At 64.6% G+C, this 13,161-nt stretch carries 12 protein-coding genes and 2 pseudogenes; 5 read left to right on the forward strand and 9 right to left on the reverse strand.

Translation table 11 applies throughout. The features are described from left to right. From AB0J47_RS41505 to AB0J47_RS41520, 4 genes are all read right to left on the reverse strand, one after another. On the reverse strand, nucleotides 1–265 hold a 265-nt coding region (locus AB0J47_RS41505), incomplete at its 3' end, for a helix-turn-helix domain-containing protein (RefSeq protein WP_364359963.1). Further along, nucleotides 249–1,727: an amidase gene (locus tag AB0J47_RS41510; protein ID WP_364359966.1), complete on the reverse strand. Its 1,479-nt coding sequence runs from the start codon at nucleotides 1,725–1,727 to the stop codon at nucleotides 249–251. The genes AB0J47_RS41510 and AB0J47_RS41505, both read right to left, overlap by 17 nt. Beyond that, nucleotides 1,717–2,592: an SDR family NAD(P)-dependent oxidoreductase gene (locus tag AB0J47_RS41515; protein ID WP_364359969.1), complete on the reverse strand. Its 876-nt coding sequence runs from the start codon at nucleotides 2,590–2,592 to the stop codon at nucleotides 1,717–1,719. The genes AB0J47_RS41510 and AB0J47_RS41515 overlap by 11 nt, the downstream gene beginning before the upstream one ends. A gap of 313 nt (nucleotides 2,593–2,905) precedes the next feature. Then, a complete protein-coding gene (locus tag AB0J47_RS41520; RefSeq protein WP_364359972.1) occupies nucleotides 2,906–3,514 on the reverse strand; it encodes a TetR/AcrR family transcriptional regulator in 609 nt (202 codons plus the stop codon). A 94-nt stretch (nucleotides 3,515–3,608) separates the two neighbouring features. Here AB0J47_RS41520 and AB0J47_RS41525 point away from each other — a divergent pair, with 94 nt between their 5' ends. Then, on the forward strand, nucleotides 3,609–3,965 hold the full coding sequence (locus tag AB0J47_RS41525; RefSeq protein WP_364359975.1) for a hypothetical protein: 357 nt from the start codon (nucleotides 3,609–3,611) through the stop codon (nucleotides 3,963–3,965). A 285-nt stretch (nucleotides 3,966–4,250) separates the two neighbouring features. Here the strand turns inward: AB0J47_RS41525 and AB0J47_RS41530 are convergent, their stop codons facing one another. Next, nucleotides 4,251–5,432: a helix-turn-helix domain-containing protein gene (locus AB0J47_RS41530; protein WP_364359978.1), complete on the reverse strand. Its 1,182-nt coding sequence runs from the start codon at nucleotides 5,430–5,432 to the stop codon at nucleotides 4,251–4,253. Between the two features lie 129 nt (nucleotides 5,433–5,561). Between AB0J47_RS41530 and AB0J47_RS41535 the strand changes: the two genes are divergently transcribed. Both AB0J47_RS41535 and AB0J47_RS41540 read left to right on the forward strand, forming a co-directional pair. Further along, entirely contained in the window at nucleotides 5,562–7,271 is a 1,710-nt protein-coding gene (locus tag AB0J47_RS41535; protein WP_364359981.1) for an aldehyde dehydrogenase family protein, read from the forward strand. A gap of 13 nt (nucleotides 7,272–7,284) precedes the next feature. Continuing rightward, nucleotides 7,285–8,862 carry a GMC family oxidoreductase N-terminal domain-containing protein gene (locus AB0J47_RS41540; RefSeq protein WP_364359984.1) on the forward strand — a complete coding sequence of 526 codons (1,578 nt, stop codon included), beginning with the start codon at nucleotides 7,285–7,287 and terminating at the stop codon, nucleotides 8,860–8,862. Here AB0J47_RS41540 and AB0J47_RS41545 read toward each other — a convergent pair. Further along, nucleotides 8,789–9,541, reverse strand: a complete 753-nt coding sequence (locus tag AB0J47_RS41545; protein WP_364359987.1) for a helix-turn-helix domain-containing protein — start codon at nucleotides 9,539–9,541, stop codon at nucleotides 8,789–8,791. The genes AB0J47_RS41540 and AB0J47_RS41545 overlap by 74 nt on opposite strands. A 28-nt stretch (nucleotides 9,542–9,569) precedes the next feature. Between AB0J47_RS41545 and AB0J47_RS41550 the strand changes: the two genes are divergently transcribed. Continuing rightward, a complete protein-coding gene (locus AB0J47_RS41550; protein WP_364359990.1) occupies nucleotides 9,570–9,803 on the forward strand; it encodes a hypothetical protein in 234 nt (77 codons plus the stop codon). 384 nt (nucleotides 9,804–10,187) lie between these two features. On the opposite strand, the gene AB0J47_RS41555 is transcribed toward AB0J47_RS41550, so the two are convergent. Further along, on the reverse strand, nucleotides 10,188–11,180 hold the full coding sequence (locus tag AB0J47_RS41555) for an NADP-dependent oxidoreductase (protein ID WP_364359993.1): 993 nt from the start codon (nucleotides 11,178–11,180) through the stop codon (nucleotides 10,188–10,190). A 527-nt stretch (nucleotides 11,181–11,707) separates the two neighbouring features. On the opposite strand from AB0J47_RS41555, the pseudogene AB0J47_RS41560 reads away from it, so the two are divergent. Further along, nucleotides 11,708–11,770, forward strand: a pseudogene (locus AB0J47_RS41560) (nitroreductase family deazaflavin-dependent oxidoreductase); the annotation flags it as partial. A gap of 170 nt (nucleotides 11,771–11,940) precedes the next feature. Here AB0J47_RS41560 and AB0J47_RS41565 read toward each other — a convergent pair. Both AB0J47_RS41565 and AB0J47_RS41570 read right to left on the reverse strand, forming a co-directional pair. Next, nucleotides 11,941–12,765, reverse strand: a complete 825-nt coding sequence (locus AB0J47_RS41565; RefSeq protein WP_364359996.1) for an SDR family oxidoreductase — start codon at nucleotides 12,763–12,765, stop codon at nucleotides 11,941–11,943. A gap of 302 nt (nucleotides 12,766–13,067) precedes the next feature. Continuing rightward, nucleotides 13,068–13,161, reverse strand: a pseudogene (locus AB0J47_RS41570) (alpha/beta hydrolase); the annotation flags it as partial.

A 13,161-nucleotide genomic window follows, 5' to 3' on the forward strand; every position in this document is an offset into this window, starting at 1 on the left:
GACGAAGCCGGCTCGTCAGGCGGTTCGGTCCGGCGGCCGGCAGCTTCGCACCGAGTTCGTTGAAGCGCTTGGGTCCGAGGAGCAACTCCCGAATGATCAGCAAGGTCCATCGTTCGCCGAGCACGTCCAAAGCGCTCGCGAGCGGACACCCTTGTCCGTACAGGCGACCCGTCTCCACATGACTGAGTGTAGGGACGGCCAGGAGTCGGCTAGGCACCGCCGTGGCGCTTGGGCCGGTGCCGTCACAGTCACGCACCATAGCCATCAGGGCGGAGATACCCGCCGAGTCGCTCGCCCAAAAGTGCCGCGAACTCGATCGTGGTCAGATCGCCGCCGGCGGGTCCCATCGCTTGCAGGCCCACCGGCAGCCCGGATCTGCCGAGACCAGTGGGAATCGTCGTGGCAGGCGCTCCGGCGATATTGGCGATGGCACACCATTTGACCTGGTCCCAGTAGGAGCGGGCCTTGCCGTCGACCTCGAATCGCCGACCGAACCGGTCGATCAACTTGTTGTGGTGCACAGGTGCCGCTGTGGGAGTAACCGGCATGAGCACGATGTCGAACTCGCTGAAGAACTCGTACCACCCCTCCCGTATTTCCTGACGCTTGGCGTCCGCCTGCATCCAGGCATAGTGCGACTGGAACGTGCCTCGAAAAGCGCGCGTGGCCGCTCCTCGTGGGTTCTGCGCGATACGCACCGCCATCGCGGCACCAGAGGCCGGGGTGATGCCGGTGCGATCGCCCGACAACTGTCCGTACACCAGTGGCTCGAAGACTCTATGCGACTCGCCGATACTGACCGGCAGCGCGGCAGGCTGGATCTGGACCTTCGCGCCCGCCTGCTCCAAGACGTCGATCGCGTTGATCATGGCGGCGTTGACCTCGGAGTCTATTGGGCAGTCCGGATCGTCGAACCAGACCGCGACGCGGAAGTCGCTCAGAGTGGTGGCTCGGGGGCCCGCAAGCCGATACGTAAAGCCGCCGTCACGCGCCAACGCGCCGGTGGTCGCCTCCAGGACGGGAATCAGGTCACGCGCGTCGCGTACCTGAGCGCCGGCGCAGGCAAGGTCGGGCTCAGCCCACCGGCCGGTCCCAGGACCTGGTGGGAGGTGGCCCACCAGCGGGATCGACCGCCAAGTCGCTTTGTGCCCGTACAAGCCGACAAAATGCGACGGGATCCGAGTCGAGCCACCGATTTCCGAGCCGAAGTCGAAAGCGGTGAGCCCGGCGGCGGTCGCCACCGCCCCTCCCCCAGCAGAACCACCCGATGTGCGTGAGAGGTCCCACGGATTGTTCGTCGGACCGAAAACAGGATTGTCCGCCTGCACGTCCTGATTTCCGGGCGGCATATTCGTCTTGCCCATGATGATTGCCCCGGCTCGGCGAAGCCGCGCAATCGGCTCCGCGTCCCGGGTCGGCACATGGTTGACGAGGTCGCGCCGACCGCACGCGGACCTCATGCCTGCCGTCTCGTAACTGTCTTTCGCGGTGATGGGCAATCCGTGCAGCGGTCCCAACGACTCATTGCCGCTGACCCGCTCCTGGTCCGCCTTGGCGGCCTCGGCGCGCGCACGCTCGACATCCAACGTGATCACCGAGTTCAGGCGACGGTCGTGCTTCTCGATTCGCTGCAAGTAGAGGTCGACGAGTTCGCGACTGGAAACCTCACCGCTGCGCAGATGTGCCAGTAGCTCGTGGGCGGGTGCGAAGGCAAGATCATCCGACATGGTTCCTCCGAGGGAGTTCGTCGACAGCGGCAAGATTCTCGAGTTGGGCAAGGGCTCGCTGCACGGTGACATCGCGCGCAAGTTTTCCGTCGACGATCGGTCCGGCCAGACCACGAAGGGCTGCGACTGGCCGCCAGCGTCCAGGGATAGTGATGGCGCGTTGCCGACGTTCCAGTCCGTCGGCGATCGCGGCGGCCGCGGTTTGCGGCTGAATTCGTTTGAGGATGAACTTGGGCATCGCGGCAAGCAGGGCGAGTACATGGGGATCCGCGTCCACGCCCTGTCGGATCATGTCGGTCTGGATAAGTGAGAAATAGGCCGTCATGGCAGACGCGCCATGCCTGGCCAACTCGACACCGAGGCCCCGGCCCAGTTGCTCGACGGCGGCCTTGCTCATCGCGTAAGGGATAGCGCCCGCGCCGTTGATGTAGGCGAATACCGAACTCACCAGGACGATCTGTCCCCGGTTCTCGATCACCGATTCCAGCGTGGCCGACACCGTGTTGACAACTCCATCGACGTTGACCGACAGAACATTTCCCACTTGTCGCGGTGTCAGTGCGCGGAAGGTGGCACCACGCCCCAGAACGCCGGCATTGGCGATCACGACGTCGATACGCCCGAACACCTCATGCGCTCGCCGCACAGCTTCCTGAACGGAATCGAGTTGGGTGACATCGCATTTCAGCGCCAACACTTGCCCGCTGGGCAGTGTGGCCGCAACTTGTTGCGCTGCAGCCAGATCAATATCCGCCAGCAACACCCGCGCTCCACGCCCAACCAGGGCTGCGGCGGTGGCCGCACCCAACCCGCGACCGGCTCCGGTAATCAGGACGACCTTGTCGGAAAGCGAATAACGTGTCATGTCACCACTCCTCGACGAGTTGCGACGAAGGGGACAGCATCGCCAGGGGAGCAACCAAAGATGTTGCTGCGCAGCATTTTCCGTATCGGGCCACGGTCTGGTGCAGTGCACCATAAATCCGGACTCGATCCGCGAGCGATGCATGACGACGATACGTCGATGACGGTTGCATGTGACGCACGCTACAGGCAAGTATACGAAATGTATACTGACTCTCTGACCGCGCGACACCCCTCGCGTCATGACGCGACGCACACTGGCTATTCCTCGGCACACGTGATGGCGGCTCGATTGCCACACCGCCATCCCGCCGTCAATGTGCGGTTCGCAGCACGCTCCACCACACCTCGGTGATTCCGGCGATGGCCGACGGGTCGTCAAGGCCCGTTGTACCGCGGACGGCCTGCTGATAGCACATGCGCTCGGTCATCCAGATCAGCGAGGTGGCGGTTGCCGCGGCTTCGGCCTCGCCGAACCCCTCGGCCCGGAGTCGCTCCCGTGCGATATCGACGAACCGGCCGAGAATTCCGTCCCAGTAGGCGGCGATGCCCTCGTCGTAACCGGCCGCCTCGATCACGGCCCGCAACAGGGTGGCGCGTTCATGGAAGGTCGCGAGTGTGCCCTGCACCGATGTCATGACCTGATCGCGCGTGATAGGGCCATCGACCGCTAGGAACGGTGCGATAGCTACCAGCACCTCGTCGCCGCCCTTTTCGACGAGGGCCAGCAACAACTCGCGACGATCTTCGAAGTGCGCGTAGAACGCCGTCCGAGTGCGGCCTGCACGTTCCGCGATGCGACTGACGTTGAGATCCGCATACGAAGCGCCCTCCTCGAGCAGCGCCTCGGTGGCGTTCAGGAAAGCGAGTTCGGTAGCACGCCGACGCGGATCGTCGCGGGTGCGTTTGTCGAGGACGGCCACCGACACAGGCTATCGCGGGCGCCCAACTCAGCCAGAAATGAGTGACTGCTTGTGATGACACTGTGTCCGTTTTAGGCTCGCCAACGACGAGCCGATGGTAGCGATCGTGCACGGCATCGTGCGCCCTCGCGAGCTGACGAACTTCATTCACAACAACCTGCACGCCGCCAGTCGCGCCGCCCATCACCCCGGCCACCGCGGCAGTGTCGACGTGTCGTCGAAATTGCCGTTCGAACACACCTCGATCAGCCTGTGGAAGACACTCGCCCTGGCCCAGGACTACGCATATTCACCGGGCGGACACGCCAAGGCTTTCGAGCATGCCCTGAAGACCAACACGCACAAGGTCGGGTGCTTCCTACGAATACGGCCACTGGCAAGCACCGGACACCTGGGGATCGACGCTCCGGCCTTTCCGAAACTGCCGGCGGCCAACCGCGGCGGACTCTGAGGACCTCGACGCCCGAGGTCCGCTGCGGCCGCAGCCCTCGCGAAACAACGCCTCCGCAGCGCGAGCCAGAAAACACCGGCCACCAGGTCGCACACTCCCCCGATAGGTGATTCACATGAAGGTGACCGTCGACTACACGAAATGCACCGGGCTCGGAATTTGCGAGTCCATCGCGGCCAATATCCGAGGGCTCATCCAGAAACACGCGACCTGGGATGAAGCTCTCGTGTTCGCAACGGTTCGTCGCGATGCGGCGCGCAGTAGAACTCGGGCAGCCGCCGCGCATTACATCGGGCGCAGCAGCCGGATCGCCTGCAGCGCAACGTAAAGTTCGGCTGCTTGCGCCGGGTCATCGCAGTCGCGGCCGGTGAGATCGCGAATCTTGCGCAGCCGGTAGAGCACCGTATTGCGGTGGTAGTGCATCTGTTGCGCGGCAGCCACGGTCGACCCTTTGCATTCGAACCACGCGTTGAGGGTCTGCAACAAAGCCGTCCGCTCCGTCTCCGGCAGATGTATGACCGGTCCGAGGATTTGTGCGGCCGCACTGTGCGCCGCATCAGGTAGCCGGACCAGCAGTAGTGCCAAGGGGGCCGCTTCGTAGCGGGTAATCGCGGTCGCGCCGCTCGGTGTGCACTTCAGTGCGAGTCGCGCCTCATCGAGCCCGGCAGCGATGCCTTGGGGACCGGTGAATGTGCGGCTGACACCGGCACGAGCTTCGATCACTTCACCGAGTAAGGCTATGGCAGTGTCGATTTCGGTGGCCGAGTGCGCGCAGATCACCCCGTTCTGGGTATCGGCGTAGCTATCCCAGATCGAGACGATGCCTCGGTCGTTGAGCTTCGTGATCGCGGCCGACATCGTCGTCCGGGTCGGACCGGCTTCGGCGGCGACTACCACGAATATCCCGGTCTCCGGTAGGCCGAGAGTGCGCGCCGCGTCCAATACCACGGCGGGATTCTCCGCATGGTCGTCGAACAGGGTCCGAATCACCCGGGCTCGCGACTCGATATCGGCCAGGGCGAGCAGGGTTGCGGTCTCACGGTAGGTCTCGGCCGCGGCATCGGAGCACCGGTCGACGATGGCCCACAACTCGGCCGGAATCTTCAGCAGTTCGCCGTCGGCGACACCGCCCGCGCGGACCAGCAACTCTTCCCAGATCAGCCGACCACCGAGCCGATACGCGTGCAGCATCGCGGCTATCGGCAAGCCCTGCTCGGCCTTCAATCTGCCTGCCGCACGCGCGGATTCCAGACGGACCGGATCGCGGCCCGCGAGGTAGCCGAGCATTGCGGTCAGGTTGTCCAGGCAGGCCCCGCGCAGTTGCGCACGGGTCAGTAGTCGGGAGTCCAAGTACGAACGTTCGGATGCGACGATCCGGTCGGCGAGCTCGTCGGCCAGCGAATCCACCGATTCCAGCAATTGCCTCGCGAGTTCGGTGGCCGCGATCGAATGCAACGGCCTGGCCACCAGCGCAGCGTACCACTCAGGAGTGTGCGCCACGCCACACCTCGATTGTGCCGCCGCACAAAGTCGATCACCCACTCCCGCGACCGTCGCCCATAGTGCGCGACGGCGTTGGTGCGGACAATTCGGGCTATGACCATCAACGATTCGCCGACCGACGTGCGGGGCGCCGTCGACGCCGCGCTGTCGGACCTTGTCGAGGGCGAAAAGGCTTGGGCCACGATCTCCCTGGCCGCACGCGCCGAGCTGCTCGGACGCGTGCGGGAACTCACCGCGAAATACGCCCGAGAGTGGGTCGATGCGGCGATCAGCTACAAGCGGCTGGATCCGCGGACGGCGCTGGTCGGCGAGGAATGGATATCCGGGCCCTATGCGATGGCAGCCGGGGCCGGGGCACTGGAGCGCAGCCTGCTCACCCTTGCCGACGGGCGTAGCCCGCTCGAGAAAGCACACTTCGGTACAACCGGCGGACGCACGACAGTCCGCGTGCTGCCCACATCGGTCTTCGACTCGTTGCTGTTGAGCGGATTCAGCGCCGACGTGTGGCTCCAGCCGGGCATCGGCCGGGCCGAAGCCATCCGAGCGGCGGGGCTGGCACAGCTCGACCCGGTTCGCACCCAGGGGATAGGCGTGGTGCTCGGCGCGGGCAACATCACCTCGATCGCCCCGTTGGACGTGCTCTATGAACTGATCGCGCACAACCGCGTCGTCGCCTTGAAACTGAATCCGATCACCGATCCGCTATTGAAGCCCTTGACCGAGGTGCTGGAGCCGTTCATTGCGATCGGCGCGGTCCGGATCCTCACCGGCGCAGCCGATGTCGGCGAATACCTGGTACAGCATCCGGACGTCGCACACGTGCATATGACGGGCAGCGCAGCGACACACGACGCGATCGTCTGGGGCCGCGGCGAGGATGCCGCGGCACGCAAGGCCACCGGTCGACCTCGACTCGACAAGCCGATCACCAGCGAACTCGGCGGCGTCTCTCCGACCATCGTGCTACCCGGCCGGTGGAGCAAGGCCGATCTGCGATTCCAGGCCGAACACATCGCCACTCAGCGCTTGCACAACGGCGGATACAACTGTGTCGCGACACAGGCTGTTGTGATTTCGTCCGACTGGGATCAGAAGGACGACTTCCTTCGAGAGCTGCGCACCGCCTACGATGCCGCACCGAGCCGGCCCGCGTACTACCCGGGCAGCGACGATCGCGTCGCGTCAGCCGAATCGACCTATCCGAGTGCCGAACATTTCGGCGGTCGCTTGCTGCTGTCCGGCCTGCGCGGCGACCGCAGCGAAACACTGTTGCGGACCGAATATTTCGCACCCGTCCTCGGAGTTGTCGAATTGTCGGGCCTCGGAGCCGATTTCGCGCGCGCGGCGGCGGCTACGGCCAACGATGAATTCGTCGGCACGCTCGGGGTGAACGTCATCGCACATCCGGCGACCATCCGTACGTTGGGCGCAGCATTCGACGAACTGGTCGAGCAGTTGCATTACGGCACAATCGCGATCAATGCGTGGACCGGCGCCGGGTTCCTCACCGCCGCGGCGACCTGGGGCGCTTACCCGGGCCATACGATCGACGACGTACAGAGCGGAATCGGTGTGGTGCACAACGCGTTCCTGATCGACCGGCCCGAACGGACAGTCGTGCGCGGGCCGTTCCGCCCTGCGCCGCGCTCGGTGTTGCGCGGCGAGTGGTCCCTGACACCGAAGCCGCCGTGGTTTGTGAACAATACGACCGCAGCGACAACCGGTCGGCGGCTCGCCGCGTTCGCCGGAGCACCCGGGTGGGGAAAACTGCCGGGAATCTTCGCATCCGCGCTGCGCGGCTGACCCAGGAGCACACGTGGACACCTACGCCGATTACGTCGTTATCGGTACCGGATCGGCGGGCGCTGTGGTCGCCAACCGACTCAGTACCGACCCCGCCACCAGCGTCATCGTGCTGGAGGCCGGGCCGGAGGACACAAACAAGTTCATCCATATCCCCGCCGCATTCTCGAAATTGTTTCGCAGCGAGGTGGATTGGGATTACCGCACCGAACCGCAGCCCGGACTCGGCGGCCGCGAAATCTATTGGCCCCGAGGCAAAACGCTGGGCGGCTCGTCCTCCCTCAACGCGATGATGTGGGTGCGCGGATTCGCCGCGGACTACGACGAGTGGGCCGCGCGGGCTGGAAGCGAATGGTCCTTCGCCGAGGTCGTAAGGTACTTCCGCAAGATCGAAGTAGTCGAGGGAGCACGCGAAGCCGACGAGGGTGTCGCCGGTCCGCTACATATTGCGCGGCAGCGCAGTCCACGCCGGTTCACCGCGGCATGGCTGGCGGCAGCGGTCGAAGCCGGGCATACGGTGGAGCGCCCGAATCTGCCCGAGCCGAAGGGGTTCTGCGAGACCGTCGTGACGCAGAAGCGCGGCGCACGCTGGAGCACGGCGGACGCCTACCTGCGGCCGGCGCTCGGCCGAAAGAATTTGACGTTGCGCACCGAGGCCGTCGCGACGCGCATCATCTTCGATGGCACGCGTGCTGTGGCAGTCGAATTCGAGTCGGGCGGGAAGCGTGCGGTGGTGCACGCCCGCCGTGAGGTGGTGCTGTGCGGCGGCGCGATCAACAGTCCGCAGCTGCTGATGCTGTCGGGCATCGGCGATCGCGAACATCTCGCCGAGCACGGAATCGCCACTGTGCACCACGCACCGGAGGTGGGCGAGAACCTGATGGACCATCTGGTCGCGATGCTCGGCTTCGACGTCGACAACGACAGCTTGTTCGCCGCGGAAAAGCCACTGGAACTCATCAATTACGTTGCCAGACACCGCGGCATGCTCACCTCCAATGTCGGGGAGGCATACGGATTCGTGCGTAGCCGCCCGGACCTGGATCTGCCCGACCTCGAGCTCATCTTCGGACCCGCACCGTTTTTCGACGAGGGAATCGGGGAACCGTACGGCCACGCGGTGGTAATGGGATCTATTCTGCTCAAACCCGAGAGCAGAGGCCGGATCTCGCTGCGCTCCGCCGATCCGCTGGCAAAGCCGATCATCGATCCCCGCTACCTGTCCGACAGTGGCGGAGTGGACCGCGCGGCCATCCTGACGGGCCTGCGCATGTGCGCGGAGATCGCCGAAGCACCCGCTTTGAAAGCCCTGCTCGGCAAGGTCGCTCGGCCCGCAGGCGCGGCGGATACCGGTCCGGAAACGCTCGAACTGGCGCTCACTACCTGTTCGCACACGCTGTATCACCCAGTGGGCACCTGCCGGATGGGGAGCGACGAAACCAGCGTAGTAACACCGGAATTGCGGGTTCGTGGTGTCGAAGGTCTGCGCGTCGCGGACGCCTCGGTGATGCCGAGCATCATTCGCGGACACACCCACGCCCCGAGCGTGCTGATCGGTGAGAAAGCAGCCGAGCTGATCCGCGGCTCATAGTTCCAGCGACATCCCGCCGGGCGTTGGCCATCAGCTGGCGCCCGTCGGGTGAACCTCGTTCCTCAGCTCTGCGGATTGTCGCCGTTGGCCGGCTGATGACCCAGCCAGTGCGCGATCTCCAAGGCGACCCCCCGATCTCGAGACCATTGTGATCGAGAGGGATCGGCAGGAGTTCCTCAGCGCGCTGGATGCGGTTGAGGACAGTGTTGCGATGCGCGAAGAGTGTTCGTGCGGCACGGGACGTGCTGAACTGCTCACGGATATAGACCCGCAAGGTCTCACGGAGCTCGGGATCCGCGCTCGCCACCTTCCCCAGCGTGCGGGCGACGAACTCGTGGGCCCGCTGCTCGTTATAGGTTGCGAGCGTCACGAGCTGGACGTCGGCGAACCTGGCGAAACGCAAGTCCGGCAACCGTTGCATCAATCGCTGTGTCTCGACCGCATCCAGGTGGCTGCGCCGAAAGCCCTCTACCCCGGTGTCGGGTGGCCCCATGGCTATGCGGACGCCCTCGATATGTGACGTCGCCGCGGCGAGGGCTTGCGCGTCGTCGACCGTCACGTTTGCCAGCCAGGTCCACAGCGAGGTGGAACTGGCAATGACATGCAACGTCTGCTGCGCGTGAGTGGCTGTCCCCAGAGCCTCCGCCGCGCGCTGCAAGCCGGGGTCGATCAGGCGCACCGGGGTCCGTCCACAAAACGACCGCGGTGTGGCGGCAGTCGAATCGGTAGCCGAGGCGGTCGCTGGCGCGATCGTCGGCCATCGGTGCCCCTTCGAGGACGAGGCTCACCAACTCGAACCGCTGCGCGTGGCTGTCTCGGGTGAGTTCGGCACGTTCGGATTCGAGCTGCTCAGCCAGCGCGGCGAGCGTGACATCGACGAAGTCGACCAGGGAGCGAGCAGCCACGTCGAGGGCTTCCTGGAGTGCGACCGGATCGGATGAGACCGTGAACGCGAGCCGCATCCAATGCCTCAAGAGTGCGTTGTGTCCCGAGTGATACGCCGTGACCAGAATCTGTTCGACCCCTCGGCGGAATGCGTCACGGGCTATGCCGACCACTTCCGCGCTCAGGTTCGCCGTGACCGGTTCCCGCGGAGCCCGCAGTAAGGAGGCAGCCCAGTGCAACAGGTTGGCGCGGGAACTGGCCGTGATCTCGCTTCGCCAGCGAAGGTTCGGTGCGAAAGGGGGTCGTCGGTGGAACTACCGGGCGTATCGAGCAATCTCCGCAGCGTCTCCCACAGCCGGGCCATGGACTCGTCATCGTCAGCGAGAGCACCGAGGATCCGCTGGACCATGCCTCGACATCGAGCTATCTCAGGCATTCACTCATCGCGTGACGACGATCTTGCCGTTGGCGCGGCCCTGTTCGACGTACGCCATGGCCTCGAGTGTTTGATCGAAAGGAAAGGTGCGGTCGAGCACCGTCCGCAGCGTGCCGTTGTCGTATAGCGTGGCCAGTTCGTTGAGTTGGGCGCCGTTGGCCTTCATGAAGAAGAATGAGTACCGCACTCCCCGCTTCTTCGCCTGCTTGCGGACCTTGCGGCTCAACAGCGCCATGACGGGTGCGAGGAGCGGTTGACCGACTTGCGCGGCGAAGGAGGGGTCCGGCGGGCCGACTACGCTGATGGCAAGTCCGCCCGGCTTGAGTACGGTCAGGGACTTCTCCAGGTTGGTGCCCCCGAGCGAGTCCAGTACGACGTCGTATCCGGTGAGTACCTCGGAGAAGTCCCGCTTGGTGAAGTCGATGACTTCGTCGGCGCCCAAGGCGCGGACCTTGTCGACGTCAGTGGTGCGGGCTGTGGTGGCGACGTAGGCGCCCAGATGCTTGGCGACCTGGATGGCGGTCGAGCCGAGTCCGCCCGCACCGGCGTGGATGAGGACCTTCTGGCCAGGCTTGACCTCGGCGAGGTCGACGAGTGCCTGCCAGGCGGCCAGCGCGACCAGCGGCACGGCAGCGGCCTCGTCGAACGACAAGGAGCGAGGCTTGAGTGCTACATCGTCCTCGTCGATCGCGATGAACTCGGCGAAGGTGCCGATCCGGTGGTCTCGCGGCCTGGCATACACCTCATCGCCGACCTTGAAGGCATGGACGTCCGAGCCGACCTCCGACACGACACCGGAGACGTCGTGGCCAAGAATGAACGGGCGCTTGTACTTCAGCAGCTGCTTGAACTCGCCGTTGCGAACCATCTTGTCCAGCGGGTTGATGCTGGCCGCGCGGACCTGGACCAGAACGTCACGACGGCCCACGCTGGGCTCGGGCACGTCTGCGGCCCGTAGTCCGTCCTTGCCGTAGGACTCGACAATGAACGCCTTCATGTCACCTACCTTCTCTTCTCTCGGGTAATGCGCGGTTTGGTGGCCCCGGAGCATGTGCTCGGCCACTTATGGAATTGCGCGGAAGTGTGTCCACAACATGATTGCGACCTGCAATCGGCGCGCCTCGGCATGGACGATGGACTTAGAATAACGAAGTTATCAAAGTGGGTCAACCTGCGCCGTCGGTGCCGTCGACTGAGGAGATCGCCGATCGCGCGCCTGATGGTGAGCTCGCCGCCCGTCGCGGAGCGGTGGGCCGCCCGATTCGCCATTGAGCTTCGAAATCTTGCGGCACAAGCGTCTGCTCGACGCCTGAGTAGAGGGCGACGCGTCTACATCACCGACGGTCCCAACATCATCATTGTCGCGTCGGCCGCTGGATCGCCCGAGAACCCGCAGTGGTAACTACAACCTGCCGGCACATCCTGACACCCATATCGAGATCAGCGGCGCTCGCCGCGCGGTGAGCGCGATCGAAGCGGGAGCGAGCGCGGCAGTGGCCACGACTTGTTGCGGCCTACGCCGACCTCGACTCGCGCCAGAGCTGGACTGACCGCGAAATCCCCGTGCTCGTCCTCGAGCAGCGCTGATATCAACGCGGCGGCCCCGTCGGCGCCGCGAATCTATTGCCGGTATGGCCGCCGAGATCGGTGCCGCGGATTAGGAGTCGTCCACTGCAGCCGGCCCGATGCGCCTTCTTCGAGCGCGGCGAGTTGGTTGCCCGGGTGGCTCGGGCCGGTTCCGGGCAACCGGCAAGGATTCACTTCGACGTGGTGGCCGCTGACAGGACCGCGTCGTTGACGGCTGTAGGAGTTATCGAGACAACGAACTTCTGCGCCCGACTGGCGTTGTCGCACAGGTATCGACGCTTCGGGCGTTTCGATGTCAGCGCGTGGTCGACGGCCTTCACGACCTTCTGGGGATCGCCCGCGAATTTTTGCATGCGGCCCAACAGCTTCCGACTCCCAGCAAGGTGTGATGCGTACAGTTCGCGATGCTCGTCGGTCAGTTGCGCGGTCATGCGGTCGTGCTCGTCGAGCATGCCACCCCACATGTCGGTACGGGTGGGCCCGGGCTCGATCAGCGAGACGGGGATCCGCCACGGGCGCAGCTCGATTCGGAGTGCATCAGCCAAGGACTCGACTGCATACTTCGATGCGCTGTAGGCGCCGGTACCCGGCGTGGTGATCAACCCACTGACCGATGACATGAACACCACCCGTCCACGTGCCTCACGTATTTTCGGCAGCACCGCCTGCGTCACACCGATCTGGGCTGTCACGTTGACCTCGAGTTGCCGTGACAACTCATCGAGGGCCAACCCCTCCACCGGTCCGTTCACGATGATGCCGGCATTGTTGACAACGCCATTCAGTTCAGCGGGGAGTCGATCGGGAAGCGTAGCGATGGCGGACCTGTCGGTGATGTCGAGACCGATCGCGTGCACATTGGGTAAGCGATCGAGACTTTCGAGGGCGGCATCGGATCGAGCCGTGGCATACACCTCCCAACCTCGTCCGCTCATGTGTTCGGTGATCGCCAGACCGATCCCCCTGCTGGCGCCGGTAATCAATACAGAAGGCATGCGTTTCCTACTCTCGTCGTCGAACGTCGACTGGTCAGGCTGCTCGGGCCGATGATCGATGCACCATCGATCGCTGATGTGTACCGATTGGTTTACTTCTTTGTGTGACGGTACGCCGTCCAGCGCCGCGATGTAAACCAATCGGTGTGCTTACGTATGCGTTCGTGGCGTGAGGCGCGAGACTTCGAGGGGCCATTCCCGCGATATGTGTTGTGCAGAAAGACCAAGAGGATTGATGCAGGCCCCTGCGCCAATCCCCTTTCGGCCTGGCGAACCGAGTGCGAAACCGATGCGCCCGAGGCTCAGGAAGCCAGGAATTCGAGTGCCTCTGCGACGAACCTGTCGTGGTATTGGAAGATGCCGCCGTGTCCGGCGTCGAGGTAGATGCGGAGCGTC

Source organism: Nocardia sp. NPDC049737 (genome assembly GCF_040674755.1).
Lineage (GTDB): Bacteria > Actinomycetota > Actinomycetes > Mycobacteriales > Mycobacteriaceae > Nocardia.